Annotated in this window: 14 protein-coding genes and 1 riboswitch; of the genes, 1 reads left to right on the top strand and 13 read right to left on the bottom strand. The window is 44.0% G+C overall.

What is annotated here, in order from left to right; genetic code table 11:
- Positions 1-79: 79 nt before the first annotated feature.
- The 6 genes from AC3WVG_RS09070 to AC3WVG_RS09045 form a co-directional block, all read right to left on the bottom strand.
- Positions 80-2,128, bottom strand: coding sequence for a ribonucleoside triphosphate reductase (locus tag AC3WVG_RS09070; protein ID WP_488797817.1), 2,049 nt, complete (start codon positions 2,126-2,128; stop codon positions 80-82).
- A gap of 50 nt (positions 2,129-2,178) precedes the next feature.
- Entirely contained in the window at positions 2,179-2,541 is a 363-nt protein-coding gene (locus AC3WVG_RS09065; protein WP_488797816.1) for a four helix bundle protein, read from the bottom strand.
- 33 nt (positions 2,542-2,574) lie between these two features.
- Positions 2,575-3,207, bottom strand: coding sequence for an anaerobic ribonucleoside-triphosphate reductase activating protein (locus AC3WVG_RS09060; protein WP_488797815.1), 633 nt, complete (start codon positions 3,205-3,207; stop codon positions 2,575-2,577).
- A 97-nt stretch (positions 3,208-3,304) separates the two neighbouring features.
- Positions 3,305-3,627: riboswitch (cobalamin riboswitch) on the bottom strand.
- 115 nt (positions 3,628-3,742) lie between these two features.
- Complete coding sequence (gene purN / locus AC3WVG_RS09055) at positions 3,743-4,423, bottom strand: phosphoribosylglycinamide formyltransferase (RefSeq protein ID WP_488797814.1); 681 nt, start codon at positions 4,421-4,423, stop codon at positions 3,743-3,745.
- 97 nt (positions 4,424-4,520) lie between these two features.
- Positions 4,521-6,050, bottom strand: a complete 1,530-nt coding sequence (gene cobA / locus AC3WVG_RS09050) for a uroporphyrinogen-III C-methyltransferase (RefSeq protein WP_488797813.1) — start codon at positions 6,048-6,050, stop codon at positions 4,521-4,523.
- A gap of 15 nt (positions 6,051-6,065) precedes the next feature.
- Positions 6,066-8,729 carry a valine--tRNA ligase gene (locus AC3WVG_RS09045; RefSeq protein ID WP_488797812.1) on the bottom strand — a complete coding sequence of 888 codons (2,664 nt, stop codon included), beginning with the start codon at positions 8,727-8,729 and terminating at the stop codon, positions 6,066-6,068.
- A gap of 564 nt (positions 8,730-9,293) precedes the next feature.
- On the opposite strand from AC3WVG_RS09045, the gene AC3WVG_RS09040 reads away from it, so the two are divergent.
- Positions 9,294-10,619 (top strand): BPL-N domain-containing protein, encoded by a 1,326-nt coding sequence (locus tag AC3WVG_RS09040; protein WP_488797811.1) that lies wholly within the window; start codon positions 9,294-9,296, stop codon positions 10,617-10,619.
- 238 nt (positions 10,620-10,857) lie between these two features.
- Here the strand turns inward: AC3WVG_RS09040 and AC3WVG_RS09035 are convergent, their stop codons facing one another.
- From AC3WVG_RS09035 to dnaG, 7 genes are all read right to left on the bottom strand, one after another.
- Positions 10,858-11,241 carry a DUF3568 family protein gene (locus tag AC3WVG_RS09035; RefSeq protein ID WP_488797810.1) on the bottom strand — a complete coding sequence of 128 codons (384 nt, stop codon included), beginning with the start codon at positions 11,239-11,241 and terminating at the stop codon, positions 10,858-10,860.
- A 208-nt stretch (positions 11,242-11,449) separates the two neighbouring features.
- Positions 11,450-12,244 (bottom strand): HD domain-containing protein, encoded by a 795-nt coding sequence (locus AC3WVG_RS09030; protein WP_488797809.1) that lies wholly within the window; start codon positions 12,242-12,244, stop codon positions 11,450-11,452.
- A gap of 385 nt (positions 12,245-12,629) precedes the next feature.
- Positions 12,630-12,950, bottom strand: coding sequence for an SHOCT domain-containing protein (locus AC3WVG_RS09025; protein ID WP_488797808.1), 321 nt, complete (start codon positions 12,948-12,950; stop codon positions 12,630-12,632).
- A gap of 14 nt (positions 12,951-12,964) precedes the next feature.
- Entirely contained in the window at positions 12,965-13,150 is a 186-nt protein-coding gene (locus tag AC3WVG_RS09020) for a hypothetical protein (protein WP_488797807.1), read from the bottom strand.
- Between the two features lie 131 nt (positions 13,151-13,281).
- On the bottom strand, positions 13,282-13,956 hold the full coding sequence (locus AC3WVG_RS09015; RefSeq protein ID WP_488797806.1) for a thermonuclease family protein: 675 nt from the start codon (positions 13,954-13,956) through the stop codon (positions 13,282-13,284).
- A gap of 114 nt (positions 13,957-14,070) precedes the next feature.
- On the bottom strand, positions 14,071-15,834 hold the full coding sequence (gene rpoD / locus AC3WVG_RS09010; RefSeq protein ID WP_488797805.1) for an RNA polymerase sigma factor RpoD: 1,764 nt from the start codon (positions 15,832-15,834) through the stop codon (positions 14,071-14,073).
- 74 nt (positions 15,835-15,908) lie between these two features.
- Positions 15,909-17,636, bottom strand: coding sequence for a DNA primase (gene dnaG, locus AC3WVG_RS09005; RefSeq protein WP_488797804.1), 1,728 nt, complete (start codon positions 17,634-17,636; stop codon positions 15,909-15,911).
- Positions 17,637-17,906 lie beyond the last annotated feature (270 nt).

Genomic DNA, 17,906 nt, shown 5'->3' with positions numbered 1-17,906 from the left:
GGCTGCCTGGGATATAAATTATCTTGCAAAGGTTATTTTTAATAAATTTTAGGTGAGATAGCCCTGGATCAACTAATCTTTAAACCGCCAATTCAAACACCTTCCTGTCCCTGTATTCTGCCTGTTTCCCCTTGTTCCAAAGATTAACCGGCCTGTAATAACCCACCACGCGTGTATACACTTCGGTATCCAGACCACATTTCGGGCAGGTGAAATGTTCGCCTTGCAAATAACCGTGCTCCTTACAAACAGAAAATGTCGGCGTGATGGATAAATAAGGCAGTTTAGTCTTGGATAAGGCCTTGAGGATAAAACTCCTTAAAGCTCTCGTATCTGTTACAGCCTCACCCAGAAAGGTATGAAAAACAGTACCGCCAGTATACAAAGGCTGAAGTTTATTCTGGTGTTCCAGAGCAAAAAATACGTCCCTGGTGATATCCACAGGCAAAGTTGTGGAGTTGGTGTAGTAGGGCACGCCATTTCCAGAAGTATAGATGGTATTGTAAAGGGCCTTATCAATCTTGGCCAACCGATAACTTGTTCCTTCCGCAGGGGTTGCTTCAAGATTATATAGATTTCCGGTTTCTTCCTGGAATTTTACAGTCAAGTTACGCAAATGTTCAAGAACCCTCTCCATCAGCCTCATGCCAGCCTCGGTTTCAATACCCTTGCCCAACAGATTCATGCAGGCTTCGTGTCCGCCTACCAAGCCAATAGTACTAAAATGACCTTTAAGACCATTTTTTAAGTACCTTCTAGAAAAGGGGAAAAGACCTTTTTCCATGTTATCGCAAATGAGCTTGCGTTTAAATTCCAGAGAGTCCTTTGCCAGTTCTGCATATTCAGCGATTAAATCTAAAAAGTCCTCTTCACCCTGAGCCAAAAAAGCCAGCTTAGGCAGGTTCAAGGTGACTACGCCAATAGACCCGGTCAAATCTCCAGCCCCAAACAGACCTCCGGTTCTTTTCCTCAGCTCCCTTAAATCCATCTGCAAACGGCAGCACATGGAACGCACATCTTCGGGATTTAAGTCTGAATTGATAAAATTCTGGAAATAAGGCACGCCATATTTTGCTGTAAGCTTGAGCAGCAGTTCTCCAACCTCACTTTCCCAGGGGAAATCAGGCGTCACATTATATGTGGGTATGGGAAAGGAAAAGATGCGCCCATGGTAGTCACCTTCCAGCATGACCTCTAAAAAGGCCCTGTTAATCATTTCCATTTCCGGGACAAAATCCCCATAGGTCTCATTTTTCAGTTTCCCGCCAATAATCACTGCTTCTTTGGCAATATGTTTAGGTGGAACCAGATCGAAAGTTAAATTGGTGAACGGGCTTTGTCCCCCCCATCTGGAAGTGGTGTTCAGGTTAAAGACAAATTTTTGCATGGCCTGCTTAACCTGATGGTAATCAAGGCCATCATAACGGACAAAAGGGGCGAGATAAGTGTCCACATTGTTAAAAGCCTGTGCCCCTGCCCATTCATTTTGTAGGGTGCCCAAAAAGTTGACCATCTGACCCAAAGCAGAATCAAAATGTTTGGCCGGGCCGGAAGAACATCGTCCTTCCAGATTAAACCCTTCCAAGAGAAGGTCACGCAAACTCCATCCAGCACAGTAACCAGCCAGGCCAAAAGACAGGTCATGGATATGAAAATAACCATGTTCATGGGCCAAACGAATCTCTTCCGGGTATTTTTCCAAGGCGTATCTGGCCTGCACAGATCCGGATAAATGCAGCATCAGCCCCTGAAAAGAGTGGGCCATGTTGGCATTTTCATTAACCCGCCAATCAGACTTGTTCATGTAGCTGTCAATGGTATCTTTGATATCTAAAAAGGCCTCTTTCTGACTACGAATCTCCCGTCTCTTTTCCCGGTATAAAATATATTTTTTAGCAGCCTGATACAGCCTGGACTCCATAAGGACCAATTCCACCATATCCTGGACCTGCTCTTGCTCAGGTATGTCCAAATCTGCAAGCTTGTTTTCCACTTTCATGGCCAGTCTTTTGGCCAAAAGAGGATCTTTAATCCCGCTGGCCTTTAAGGCCTTGAAAATAGCCTGGGCGATCCTATCTACAGACCAGGTTTCAAGCCGGCCGTCTCTCTTTTTGATTTGTTTGGGCATAAATATATCTCCTTTCAGGTAATGTTGAATGTTTAATGCTGAATGTTGAATTATTTTTTGTTCTGTTGTCCAGTCTTTATTATGCTTGTTAAAATTTTCACAATGCTCTCAATTTCATTAAACATAAGCTTTACTTTTGGCTTATCAGGATCAATATAGCCACTATCTTTTAATAAGTTTAGCCAATAATGCGTCTCTCTTGCCTCTTTAGCTGAAATAGACATCTTCGCTAAAAAATCTTTTTTACTAAATCCTACCTGAGCTTCATTAACATTTGCACCAATTGATGTCCCGCATTTTAACAATTGTTTAGACATCACATATTCTTTTTTATCATCTACCAGAAAATTATATAATTCAATAACCATTAAAGCAAATTTATACGTCTTTTGAACTATTATATTACTTTTCATCAATCACTTCTTGAATTAAACATCCAACATTAATCATTCAACATTAACGAACGTCTGCTCTATCAATTCAAATCCTTTGGGCAGATAGGTTTTAACTTCATGCATATCATCTTCTGTTAAACTAGGTACCCTGGTACATCGAAAGATAAATCTGTTTGGCCATTTTTTAGCCATGTCAAAGATGGCTTCCAGACATTTTTGTGCTTTTTGTGAGCTAATCTTATTTCCAGTCAGTTGAGGATATTTTCCCCAGGGGCCTTTGACATCCACGGCTACCATCTGGACCAGATCCTTTTCCAAGACCAGCTTGAGCAGATCCGGCCGCAGACCATTGGTGTCAAGCTTAACCGGAAGATTAAATACCTTTAAGGTGGTCAGGACCTGTTCAAGCCCCGGCAAGACAGTTGGCTCTCCCCCGCTAACCACTAAAGCATCCAACCAGGTTTTGTCATGATCAATTCTTTCCAGAACCATTCCCCGGTCCAATTGGGGTAAACTTTCCGGCTCCCAGGCAAGCTTGGCATTATGACATGTGGGGCAACGCAGATTGCATCCACCAAAAAACAATACCGCGGTCACCTTGCCCGGCCAGTCACATAAACTTAACGGTTCATATCCGCGCAATGCCACCCAAGGCGATACAGAGGAGTTATTCTTATCTGACATTCCGAATATAAAGTTAGGGTACCTTGGTTTAAAATTCAGAATCTTAAGTGTATTTGAGGATAAAATACGTATTTCCCCTGCATCCTCGTGCAGAGAAAATCATGACAAGCTCCAGGCAGGTCTTCTGGCTCTTCCCGGTTTTCTGCCGACCTTCCCATCCTTTTTTAAAAAAGGAAGTTCAGAAGTTGAGAAGATCAGAAGATACGTTTTTATAAACGAAAGTCCCATCTCCTTTTCCGTATACTTCAATCTTCCTAACTTCCCAACCTCGTATCTGCCTAACTTCTCCTAAGCAGAAATGCAGGACAGTGGTCATGACCTGGAGAAAACTTCACGGGAATTACAGCGGCGGGACCGCCCCGGACTCTCACCGGAGTTCCCTATTAAGGCCGCGCGGCCACCTGGAGTAAATCATGGCGGCAGAAATTATAATCCCACCAGAGGCAGGATACAAGAAAAAATAAAAAAATAAATAATTCGACCAATTAGAGGGGTAAACTTTTAGGTTAAACCCAAAATCCCTGGTTTGGCAGGACTAAAAACCCGGCTCCAGTCCTGGATTGACAAAGGCTGGTGCTGTTTCATCCGCTTGCACAAAAACCGGAGGGCAATCCCTCACTTCCACTTTTCTGCCCACAATCTTAAGCCTTCCCTGGGCCAGCCACTCAATAGCCTGAGGGTAAATCCGATGCTCCCAATTCAAGATACGTTGCCCGAGGCTCTGGCCATCATCGCTGACATAGGCTGGCACAACCGCCTGGATAATAATCGGACCATTATCCATTTTCTCGTCAACAAAATGCACTGTACACCCGGAAAAACGCACCCCATAATCAGCTGCCTGGGCCTGGACACGCACGCCTGGAAAACTGGGCAGAATGGCAGGATGTATATTTAAAATTTTATTGGGAAAGGCCTGAATGAACGCGGGAGTCAATATCCGCATAAATCCGGCTAGAATAACCGCTTCCGCACCTGCATCCTTGATAACCCGGACCATGGCCTGATCAAAGTCCTCGCGAGAAGAAAAATTTTGATGCTCGATAACTTCCGTGCGCAAATTATGCTTTTTGGCTCTAGTTAGTCCGTAGGCATCGGGTTTATTGCTGATAACCACCTTGATTTCGGCATGAAGCACTTTCTGTTCTATTTTATCAATTATGGATTGCAGATTCGACCCGCTTCCTGAGATTAAAACAGCTATGGGTAAGGCCATTGATCCTCCTTCTTTGTTTGAGTGGTTAAGTTAATTTATTCTCTTAATAATACAAAACAACTAAACCACTCAACTACTTACCTACTCAACTATTCAACTAGTCAACTATAGCTTTCACCAGACCATCAATAGTAAATTCTTCTGGCTGAATATGGGCCTCAAAGCCATACTTCTCTAAAGTTCTGGCCGTAATCGGACCTATGCAGGCCAATTTTATACCGCTCCCGCCTTCTGCTGCAGATACATAAGGTTTAAGTTTTTCAGCATCGAGGAGACTAAAGAAATTCTCAACAGTAGAGGAGCTGGTAAAGGTAATATATTGAATTTTTCCTTCATTAACCTGCTCTAAGAGGACATCAGCGTTAGCGTCGCTTTCCTGGCTCAGTACTGTTTCGTAAACAGGCAAAATATCTACCTCTGCCCCGGCACGCCTCAGGCTTTCCGGTAGGACCTCCCGTGCCTTCTTGGCCCTGGGAATGAGCACTCTTTTGCCCTTGATCCCCATTTTTAAAAGCCCTTCCACCACGGATTCCGCCACGTATTTATCAGGAATAAAGTCAGCAAAAATCCCCCTTTCTCTCAAAGCAGAAGCCGTGGCCGGCCCAATGGCTGCCACCTGCGTCAGCCCGAGAGCGCGGGCATCGTAGCCCATGCTTCTCAGCTGTTTCCAGAAGAATTTGACCCCGTTGACAGAGGTAAAAACAATCCATTGGTAAAAATCAAGATTTGTGATGGCATCTCTTAAATGAGAGTAATCATCCAGAGGCTTGATCTTGATGGTTGGGAACTCATAGCAGCATGCGCCAAGTGCTTCCAGCTTACTTACCAAGACGCTGGATTGCTCCCTGGCTCGGGTCACAACCACGCCTTTACCCAAAAGTGGCAGCTTTTCGAACCAGTCCAGCTTATCTTTTAGTTTAACCACTTCTCCGACTACCAAAAGCGATGGAGGCCTAAACCCCTTGGCTCTGGCCTGGTCAGCTATTTCAGCAATAGTGGACACCAATGTTCTTTGACGACAGGTTGTTCCCCAATGGATGAGGCTTGCCGGCATATCCGGACGCATGCCAGCCTGGATAAGGTTGGTACTGATATATTCCAAGTTTTTCACGCCCATAAAAAAGACCAGGGTACTTGTTCCAGAGGCCAGAGCCTGCCAATTATGAGCACTCTCTGGCTTGTCCGGGTCCTCGTGCCCAGTGATAAACGATACCGAAGAAGCATACCTTCTATGGGTCAAGGGAATACCAGCATAGGCTGGCGCGGCCACAGCCGAAGTCACCCCCGGAACCACTTCAAAATCAAGGCCCGCTTCGATAAGCTCCTCTGCCTCTTCCCCGCCCCGACCAAAAACATAGGGATCGCCGCCTTTGAGCCTGGCCACAACCTTCCCCTTTTTGGCCCTGTCCACCAACAAATCATTAATCTTGTCCTGGGGCAGGGTGTGATCTCCGCCTTTCTTGCCTACATAGATAATTTCTGCATCCTTGCGGCAATATTTTAAAAACTCCTTATTAGCCAGATAGTCGTAAACAACAACGTCAGCCTTTTCCAAGATATTTTTGGCCTTTATGGTCAAAAGCCCAGGATCGCCAGGCCCTGCTCCCAATAAATAGACTTTAGACATCGCTTAATATGCCTCCTATTTCAGTCCAGCAAGCCGGTCTCTTAATTTTTCTAGCTTTACTTTTTTTTCCTCAAATTCATTCAGTTTACGCTTTTCTTTGTCCACCACATGAGCTGGGGCCTTGTTCACAAATCCCTCGTTGGACAGTTTGCGGCTGACAAATTCCAGCTCCTTGTTGATTTTCTTTAGTTCCTTATCAAGCCTTGCAAGTTCACTTTCTATATCCACCAGGTCTTTGACCGGCACATAGAGCTCATGCCCCTTAACCACATTAGAAGCTGCACCAGGCGGCGGAGTCAAATCAGGTTCGGCCTGCATCGATTCCAAGCGGGCCAAATGCATAATTAAACTTTTTTGGCCAAGCAAAAAGTCTCTGTCCTCTCCTTCGACGCGTACATAAAGTTTAAGTTTCTGCGAAGGTCCAATACCAAGCTCCGAACGAATGTTTCGCACACTAACTACAACTTGTTGTAAAAACTCCATCCTCTCTACCACATCTGGCTGCAAACATTCCGGCCGACTCTCTGGAAATGGCTCCCGGGCCAAATTTGGATTTTCCTGTCCAGGGATATAGCTCCATACTTCCTGAGTAACAAAAGGAATAATGGGATGTAAAAGAACCAAAATTTCACTTAAAACCTGTTTCAAACAGCCCCTGGCCAGGGATTTGACTTCTTCGTCCTGACCATAGAGCTCTGGCTTGATCATCTCCAGGTACCAGTCACAAAACTCATGCCAGACAAATTGATATAGTACCCCGGCTGCATCGTTAAACCGGTAAGCTTCTAAAGCCTTGCGCACCTCCTCTTTCACTTCTTCAAGGCGATGCAAGATCCATTGGTGAGTCAAGCCACCGCTTTCACTAATTTTGGCAGGCTCAAACTCAATTTTTTCTTCCTCTGTTAAGTGCATCAGCGCAAATCTGGCTGCGTTCCAGATCTTATTGATAAAATGGCGGTAGCCCTCAATGCGCTCTTCGCTCATCTTGATGTCCCGGCCCATGGCAGCAAAGGCAGTCAGTGTAAATCTGAAGGCATCAGTGCCAAATTTATCCATCATGAGCAGCGGATCAATAACATTGCCCTTGGATTTACTCATTTTCTGGCCCTGGGCGTCGCGAACCAGAGCATGAATATAGACATGCCGAAACGGGACATCCTTCATAAAATGCAGGCCCATCATCATCATTCGAGCCACCCAGAAAAATAAGATATCAAATCCTGTGACCAGGACGGAGGTGGGATAAAACTTTTTAAGCTCCTCGGTCTGATCTGGCCAACCCAGGGTGGAAAATGGCCACAAGGCAGAGGAAAACCAGGTATCCAGCACATCTTCATCCTGGCTTAATTTGTCACTGTTGCATTCCGGGCAGGCTGTTGGATCTTCTCTGGCCACAATCAAATGCCCGCAGTCTTCGCAGGTCCAGGCCGGAATCCGGTGTCCCCACCAGATCTGCCGGGAGATACACCAATCTCTAATATTATCCAGCCATTCAAAATAAGTCTTGGTCCAGTGATCTGGAAAAATTTTGGTTCGGCTATCTACTACAGCCTGTCTGGCTTCCTTGGCCAGCGGACCAACTTTTACAAACCATTGCCTGGAAACATACGGTTCAATAACTGTTCTACAACGATAACAATGGCCCACACTATGTTGCAGATCTTCTTTTTTGACCAGAAAGCCCTGTTCCTCAAGCATCTGAACGACTTTTTTCCGGCACTCAAACCTGTCCAGACCAGCAAACTCAGGACCGGCCTGCTCATTCATCCTGCCTTCATCGTCAATAACCTGAATAACATCCAGATTATGCTTCTTGCCCAGTTCAAAGTCGTTCATGTCGTGGGCAGGGGTAATCTTCAGGCAACCTGTACCAAACTCTCTGTCCACATAGCTATCAGCAATGATAGGAATTTTCCTCTGAACCAAAGGCAAGATAACTTCCTGACCAATTAAGTGGCTATATCTTTCATCTTCGGGATGCACAGCCACACCAGTGTCGCCGAGCATGGTCTCCGGCCTGGTGGTAGCCACGATTACTTCTCCCTGGCCATCAGCCAAAGGATACTTAATATGGTAAAGTGCACCCAAAGCCTCTTCATGTTCAACTTCCAGATCTGCCAAAGCGGTATGACATCTGGGACACCAATTGATAATATAATCGCCCTGGTAAATTAAACCCTCTTCATAAAGACGGACAAAGACTTCGCGCACGGCCCTGGATAATCCTTCATCCATGGTAAAGCGCAGCCTTGACCAGTCCACAGAGGCACCAATACGCCGAATCTGATTTAAAATCTTATTTCCATACTCCTCTTTCCACTCCCAGACACGTTCAATAAACTTTTCCCGTCCTAAGGACTGTCTGGTCTTACCCTCGGCGGCCAGGGCCCTTTCCACCACGTTCTGCGTGGCGATTCCAGCATGGTCGGTGCCTGGCACCCAAAGTACATCATAACCAAGCTGGCGGTGATAACGGCACAATATATCCTGCAAAGTCAGGTTCAGGGCATGGCCCATGTGCAGGGTCCCGGTTACATTTGGCGGAGGAATAACTATGGCATAAGGCTTTTTAACCTTGTCAACATCCGGACTAAAACTCTTATTCTCTTCCCAAAACTCAAGCCACTTTTCTTCCACACCTTTTGGATCGTATCCTTTAGGCAATTCTTGTGCACCCATATCTATCTCCATGGAATAGTTAACTGGTGGAATGATTGATTAATTATTGATTAATTATTTATTTTGTTTACTTAAGCGATTGATGGTTGAGAGTTAACCAGTCAAACAGTAAACTAATAAACCAATTTACAAACTATACAAATCCAATATTGCCCTGTCCATAAAAAATCAAGCCTGCTACAGGGCAAACGCAACTGATTTTTAAGAGAAAACCTCGCGCCAAGCCGCCAAGTCGCCAAGTCGCCAAGGAAAACAAAGGCTTTTGTTCGGCTTGTGCCCTTAAGCCGAACAAAAGCTTCCCGGCCCTTTGGGCCGATGTTTGATGTGCACTAAGGATCTGTTAGATATATAAATTTTTGAATTCAGCCTAGGTTAATCCATTTATCATGGCCTAAAAGGCCAGTAAGTCAACTCTGTCAGCGTCTTGCTGACAGGGTTGACGCTTTCGCTATTTCTACCCTTGGCGCCAGAATTTTTTGCAATTTAAGTGCGTTTGCCCTGAAACTTGCTAAACTATAAGTTTACAGGTTGAATGAATCACGGATAATGGATAACGAATCTTCAATGAAACATAGAACAGAAAAGCTTTTCATCCTCTGGGATGAATCCCATTTATGGGGGATTCTTCTCTGGCGCGCCTTAAACTTCTGGCGAGTGCCCATCCAGGTTGTAACCGCCTGCCAGATTCAAAGAGGAATTTTGGCTCAAGAAAATCCCCTGGCTCTTCTCGTCCCAGGCGGATGGGCCAGGCTAAAATCCCAAAACCTAGGAGTTGATGGAAGAAAAAATATCCGCAAATTTATTCAAAACGGGGGGAAATACCTGGGTTTTTGTGGAGGAGCAGGGTTGGCACTTAAATCAAGTGACCCAAACCCAGCCAATAAAGACACAAGACACGCTGTACCCCTGCTTGATCTCTGTTCATGGGGCCGCAGACCAATGTCTAAGAGACTGCCGAATTTTAGCGGCCATATTTTGTGTCAGGTAGAATTAAAAAACAATAACCTGTTTGCCCAGATGCCTTTGCCTGTCTGGTGGCCGTCACAATTTGCACCGAATGACGATCCTACGGTGCAAGTCCTGGCCTCATATCTTGAACCGGAAAAAGATTTCTGGGTAACTGACCTCAATTTAAGTGCCCTTAAACCACAGGAACTGCGTAAATGGGAGAAAGTCTATAAAATCAGTTTAAATCCCGCCCTTATCCAGGGTGAACCTTGCCTCATCCAAGGCAGATTCGGCCAAGGAGAGTATATTTTAAGCTATGCGCACCTTGAAACTCCTAACTCTCCGTCGGCCAACAAACTTCTTTGGATCATTCTCTCCAACTGGCTTAAGAAAGAAGATGGTAGCTTGAGAAGCTGGGAAGATAAGAAGATAAGAAGTCGGGTGAATTATGATCAGCCGGCACTCCCGGAGTGGGATGTGCAAAGTCCTGCCATTGTCTGGGACGATGAGGAACTTTTTGAGCTATGGAAAAGGGTAGAAAATATAATTGACTTTGGCCAAAAGCATTTTCTTCTTTCCTGGCGCAGACCCTGGCTTCTTTCATGGCGTAGAGGTATCCCCGGTTCCCACATCAATTTTATTTACGCCATGCTTTCCTTTATCTTAAGCGTAAGTCCTAAATCAAAAACGATTGCTTTGTGGGAAAAAAATAAAGACCAGCTTACTTACCTCACAGATAAATTCTACATACGCCTCAAACCTTATCTTCTGGCAGAAAGGTTGGCCCTAACCAGCAGCCCATCCTCACCTGAAACAAGCTCGAAAGCCGGTCTTCAACAAGACAAAATTGAACTCTTTGGCACCTTTCCTGGCTATGGCGGCCTTTATGGCCAGATTATAAATATTCTGGACCAACTTATCTTGAGCAGCCTAAGGGAGTAGTTTATTGGTTGAGTGGGTGAGTGGGTGAGTGGTTGAGTAGGGAAGTGGATGAGTAGGTGAAGCTTGCAGACCAGCAGGATCGGGGCTACCCCAAAATTTTCACGACGCACAAGCTGAAAATCGATAAGAAAAACGTCCAGTTGCCCAAAAAATCTGCGGCCAAACCTTACTCAGAGGCCAACTTTTCATAATTTTTTTCAATACTGTGCTATTCTTTCTACGGGATGTAGACTTTCAGCTAAATTCTGGAGAGAATCTCTTTTAAAATTTGCCTGGCTCGCTGCTCATCACCCAATACGCCGACCCGGATAGTAATTTCACAAGAATATGGGGTTAAGGCCTCTATGGTAATCCAAACATTGGTGTCGTCCAAATATTTGGACCTAAGTTGAGCAACGTCCTCGCCTCTTTCGGCCTTTAATATAGGCAGCCCCATCTTTTTCATGGCCGTGATACTGGCCTGATAGACTTTGTCCATGTCCTTATTCAAATGTTGAGTAAGCTTACCTTTGTACCAGATGGCTGCCCCAGCTCCGATCCCACTTCCAACTACAAACAAACAGCTAAGCTGAGTCATCATTAAAAAAACACAAAAAAAACCTAAAATAAACTTTTTAAGCATAAGACTTTCCTTTATTATTTTAAGTTCAATTCTAAGTTGCCAATAATTCCAAGTAGACATCAAATTTAGCTGACGCATCCGGACGTTCTATCTCAAAATTATTGCTTATTTCTCGTCATTCTGAGGGAGTATAAAAACGACCAAAGAATCTCAGACGGGCTGCACGAGATTCTTAGCTTCGCTCAGAATGACGTAATCAGAACATCAACTAGCAGATGCACTCGGTTTGAGCCTTTATTTTCACTAATAAATAGCTGATCAAATCTTCCTTTAAGCGAGTAATTAGGTCAGTCTGAGGCAAAAGTTCGATCAGATTATGCACATAGCCTTTAGCCAGTACCTCCCGGCACGTAAAGGCAAAGTTTAAATCAAACACCCAAGAGAGAAGAAGAAGCTTAAAATCATTGATATAGACCATATCCGTGTAGTTGGCCAATCTTCCTTGCTGGACCTGCTCTAATGCCTTTACACTAAAGGCCTCTGGTTCATCTCTCAACCCTAAGGTGACCACCTTGTTTTGTTTCCCCCCTGGCTGAACGTAGGAAAGTACTACCGGGAAAATATCTAGTTTGTCTGCATCCCGAACTATCTGAGTGATTGTCCGTAGGTTGGGCGGCAATTTTAGTGGAAGGCTTAGACGATTGTGCAAAAGCACTGCAATGAGGACATTGCGTCCTTCTTTAAAAGGCAAGTTATTTAAAATTTCTTCTCTTTTTAGGATCTCATAACCCAGGCGGGCATGGTCAACAGACAGTTTGTCGTTAAAGGTCTTGAATCGGTAGTACTGCTCAAAACGACCTATATCGTGAAACAAGGCAGCCAAACTAGTCAAAAAATAAAGTCTGGAATTCAAGCGCTCATCCTGGGCAATAGCCTGGGCATTATTAAGCACCCTATATGAGTGCTCTTCTTTTAAGCGAATATTTTCCTGATCTTGTTCTCTTTTACTGTAAAACTTCTGCACATACTCCTTAAACCACAGTTTATATTTATCAAACTCCATCACTATCTCTTTTGAGTCTGTAGCCAAACCCTATTTTAAGCGCTGATAGAAAGTCTTGGTTTCTGAAATGCATTACAAATGCCTTGGGTAAGCCAATCTTGACGAAGCTTGCGGAAGAACAGAGCATCGGGATGAATGGGATAAATATTTTGCGATGTTGACTCGATAATTTAAAAAATATTTGGTTACCCAAAATCCCCCATTATGCTCTGCCCGCAAGCAAGCCTTTTACCCAGTTGAATCCAGCGAGGCTGGGCTGGCTTTGCCAGTATTCAACAGGGGTAGATGGGTCCAAGTCTTTGTACCAGCATGAAAGAAACCAGAACTAAAAAATAATCATGAAAACTTGCCCTCTTAAAGTATGGCGCTTCCTTATTTCCCCATGTCAGCGCTCCAAATACCACTTCTTGCGCTCAAATTCCTCCTCAGTTATCTCTCCTTTGGCCAGCCTTTTGCGCAAAATATCCACAGCTTCTTGAATCCTTTTACGCTCTTCCTCAGCCTCACGCTCCATTTCTTTGTCCCTGAGAGGACCTCCGGGACCAAATAAAAAACGCAAAAAGCCCATTATAAGGGCAAGAATTACCCCAATAAAGACAAATTTTGACAGAGTTAATAACCACCCTCCCGTGAACCCTTCTCCAAATGGCCAGTACTGCCAAGGGTCTGCTTGGGTACAAATAAAATCCAGGTTAAACATCTGCATTTTTAAAGTTAGGGTTATCCTTGAAAATAATCATAAAATACAGGATGAATCAGAATAGTTAGCTTGTTTTCTTCCTGCACTTTGATTACCTTTTCCGGCATAAGCCCCACATCCAAGGCCAACTCCTCAATCCGTTTCTTCTCCATTTCAAATTTACTATCTTCTTTGTCAAAAGTAGCTACCTCTACCCAACCATCCATTTTTACCTCCCGGGGTTTTACGTTAAATATTTCACACTGACTCCGCGCAAAATTTAGAGTTGAATAACTTAACCTGTAGTTTAGTTTAATAATTAAAACGAGTTCCCAAACTCAACCAGTTAGCAATTACATCACTTTTCCATAGGCCATGGCGTACAGGTTCGACAAGGGGCAAAACCAGCATAAAATGCCTCTTTTAAACTAGAAAATAAAATCTTATTTTTGGAAGAAACTCTCTGACCAAAATCACAGCTTAGTCTATGAAAGCGCTTAGACCTTTTATTGCCGAGATATGCTTTCCTGGCCGCATCCATAGTCAAAATCCTGGCCCAAAATCCTTGTCTGACATCCATGGCTCGCCTTTGCGCAGCCAAAAGGTGAGGAAATTTGTGCTCATTCTGACCTTTGTAGAAAAAACAAAAAGCCAGTCCCTTCTCGACCAGCAAATAATTTAAACTTTCCTTGGTAGGCAAGTAAACATGGGCCAGAATTCGCCCATATCTGTCAGCAGAAATTTCCTCGGTTTTAATTATGAGTGTCTGCCCTTGAACCAAACGGAGCAACTCTCTTTTGGCTTCACGAGCAAAGTATTGGCTAGGTGCACCACCATGCCCGATTTCCGGAGCATCAATTCCTTGAAGACGTACCTTCTCTCCTCTTTCTAGAATCAGAGTATCTCCATCCAGAACCCGTTTAACCCTGACCTGCCAGTCAACAGCATGGACCGAAAAAGCAGGCAACAAGAGGGCAACAAGAAGACAGCCCAGAAAAAGACACCTGAAAAGTCGGCTCTGTCCTGTCGGCATGAATAACTTCCTGACTAAAAAGTGAGGACTGAGTAGAGTGAAAGGTAAAGGCCTTAAGGCCTAAGTTTTTTAACCTTCCACTCAACTACTCAACCAACTGAACCAATAACCAAATCAGCTTTCATAGTAAGATTTTAAACAAGCACTACGCACAGGATGTCTTAGTTTACGCAAGGCTTTGGCCTCAATTTGCCTGATTCTTTCCCTGGTTACATTGAATAGTTTACCCACTTCTTCCAGAGTATGGTCGGATTTTTCACCTAGGCCAAAGCGCTTCCTGAGCACCTGCTCTTCTCTTGGGGTAAGTTCAGAAAGCACCTTATCAATGAGTTCAGAAAGTTTAGTATTGACCACTTCTTCGGCCGGAGCCACGGCCTTTTTATCTTCAATAAAATCGCCCAGGCTACTATCCTCCTCATCCCCAATAGGAGTCTCGAGGGATATAGGTTCTTTGGCTATTTTCAGCACCTTTTTCACCTTTTCCAGAGGATAGTCCATTCTCTCGGCAATCTCCTCAGGGGTTGGATCACGCCCTAACTCCTGAACTAAGTACCTGGAAGTACGAACCAGTTTGTTTATGGTCTCGATCATATGCACAGGAATACGGATAGTCCGGGCCTGGTCGGCAATGGCCCTGGTAATTGCCTGTCTGATCCACCATGTGGCATAGGTTGAAAACTTGTAACCGCGCTGATACTCAAATTTATCCACTGCCTTCATCAGACCGATATTGCCTTCCTGGATCAAATCCAAAAATTGCAGTCCCCTGTTAGTATATTTTTTGGCAATACTTACTACCAGACGTAAATTTGCTCGAATAAGTTCCTGTTTGGCCTTTAAGGCATCACTATTGCCCTTCTTGATTCTCCACAGCACTTCTTCCAGGTCATTCACATTGTGCATACACTTTTCTTCTAAGCGCTGGAGAATTTCCATTTTACCATAGATCATTTCCTTGAAAGAAAAGAGCTCTTCCACGGTCATATTCAATTCATCGGCCACAGCAACAGGATTTATCTCGCGCCTTTCCAACTTCTGGAACAAATCAAAAATCTCATCCTGACTCTTACCTAGAGAAAGAATATACGCACTAACATCGCGCTGACAATTGTGCATCTGCCGCACATAATCTTCCACATTCTCAATAAGCTTATCGATCAGGGTCTTTTCCAGCTTGATACTACGCAACCGCTGAACGATTTCGTCCTTATACTCTAAAATTCTTTTCTGAACACCATAGACGCGGCGATCAAGACGAGCGCACTCATCTAGTTTAGTATAGATATTCTTTTTCTTCTTGTAGATAGCCTTTACTTCTTCTAACAATCTGATGACCCTCTGCTTTTGATTCATCTCTTCTTCAGTAGGATCATCCTCTTCAATAGTTTTAACTACGTCTTTTAGCTTAATCTTATCTTTCTTTAAATCCTCTCCCACTTTTATCAATTCTTCTACCACCACTGGAACTTCTACCAAAGCATAAAGTACTTCCAACTCACCGGCTTCAATTTTTTTAGCAATAAATACTTCTCCATCGCGGTCCAAAAGACCAACCGCGCCCATCTCACGCAGGTACATACGTACAGGATCGCTACTCCTTGTAGTAGTATCCAAGGCATCTTCCGTTTCAGTCAAATCAACTGGCCCCTCAGCAATATCGCTAGTATCTTCCGGTACTACAGATATAGGCTTGCCAGCCTTGGCATCAACAATAGTTATATCCAATTGATCAAAAATAGTGATAATCTCTTCTATCTGTTCCGGACTATTCACCTCTGCCGGCAAAGCCTTGTTTAACTCATCAAAGGTCAAAAACCCCTTTTTCTTACCTTCAGCTATAAGCGCTTTAATTTGTTGTACATCTTTTATACTACTCATTTGCCCCCTCTCCTATGCGGGTGAATTTTGATACGGCTTGGTTAAACAAAATTACACACATTACCTCTCACAAATTACGAGTGGATTTCCCCTCGCAAAAGAGTTAAAATCCGACGGATCTCTTGCTGATCACCATTTTTTTGGGCCCGCTCCAGAGCTAGTGTAAGATTTTTTTTAGTGAGTCTTTTATTTTCCCTGCTTAAAAAATCCAAATACTCTCGCAGTATAACCTCTTTGCTTTCTGCTAGGAGATCTTGCTGCATTTTGCTGTGTACAAAAAAAGTTTTTTGCTCCTCATCAAGCTGGGTCAATACCTGATCGGTATCATAGCGAACCAGTTTTTCCCACAAATCTCTGGCCCAGTCTGATTTAAAATAATGTGGCATATTCTTTTCATCTAAAATGGGAACATACTCAGGGAAACAAATAGCAAAAGTTAAAATCTCCTTATCTCTTGAGTTTCGCCCCACCTTTAACTTCTGGCCTACACCCGATGTTTGCACCTTGTGCTTATTACCTTGCACCTCCGGTATACTTTGGCGCAGTTCCGTCTCCGAGAGCTTCAAGCTCTGGGCAATCTTGGGAATATAATAGGCTCGCCATGAAATATCTCTTAAGTTCAAAAGAAAATCTCTGGCCCAGGCCAGAATTTCTTTGGGAGACTTGTGCAAACTAATCATTGTTAAGCAAAAATCAAGACCATCGCGAGCTTTACCTAGCAATTCATCAAGACTTTTTGGACCATATTTTGTGAGCAAACTATCCGCATCCTCGCCCGCCGGGAACTGGACCACCTTACATTTTAGGCCCTGACTTAAAACCATTTGCGCACTGCGCAAGGCTGCCTGGGCTCCGGCCTGATCACCATCAAACAAGAGCACAACGCTCCCGGTCAATCCTCCCAGCCTTTTGACCTGCGTCTCAGTGAGTGCAGTGCCCAAGACTGCACAGGAGTTGGTAAACCCATATTGATGAAGGACTATAACATCCATATAGCCTTCGGTAAGCAATACCTCTTGCTTCTGACTAATAGATCGTCTGGCTTGATATAACCCGTATAAATGCTCACCTTTTTTATAGATGAGGGTTTCACTGCTGTTTAAATATTTCGGGTCTCCTTCCCGAATAACCCGCCCTCCAAAGGCCACTACCTGGCCGGAGAGATTAAATATGGGAAAAATCAGACGACCGCGGAAACGGTCATAGATACGTCCTTGGTTATTTTGGCTCAAAAGTCCGGCATCTACGCCTTGCTCCGGGGTATAGCCAAGAGATTTCAGATGATTTTCAAGGCCATGCCAGTCATCAGGGCTGAATCCAAGACCGAACTTTTGAATCATATCCTGACTGACTTGCCGCTCGGTCAAGTAATCTCTGGCCATTTTTCCCTTTTTAGACCATAAATTATCTTTAAAATAAGTATAGGCCAGGGAGTTAAGATCCAGACAAAGCCTTCTTTTTGTTTTATCTTTTTTTTGTTTAAATGGGGTTCGGCTCTCCTCAAGCCTTATTCCGGCTTCCTGTGCCAGCTCAATAACAGCTTCCTTAAACTCCAGTCCGTTTATTTTCTGATAAAAATGGATAACATCTCCGGCAGCCTGGCAACCAAAACAATAAAAAAAACCTTCATCTGGGTTTACAGTAAAGGACGGCTTGGTCTCTTGATGAAAAGGGCACGGGCCCACCCACCTGCTTCCGGCTGGCCGCAAATTGACATAACGCCCAATTAATTCAACAATCTCAAGCTGCTGCTTAATTTCAGCTATGACCTGGTCATCAATCATTTTTTGTTCAATGTTCAAAGTTCAAGGTTCTACGTTTAAGGTTTTTGTTTTGTTGATAAAGAGCCTGTGGCCAAACCCTATTTTAACCGCTGAATGAAAGTCTTGGTTTCTGAAATGCATTACAAACGGCTTGGGTAACCCAATCTTAATGAAGCTTGCGGAAAAACAGAGCATCGGGATGAATGGGGCTAAATACTTTGCGATGTTCACCATCACTATCGATAATAAAAGAATAGTTGTTTACCCAAAATATCCCATTATGCTCTGTCCGCAAGCAAGTTTTAGATG

The sequence above is a fragment of the Desulfovulcanus sp. genome (assembly GCF_982781345.1).
Note: the sequence above shows the minus strand (reverse complement) of the source record. Positions and strands in the feature narration are given on the sequence as shown.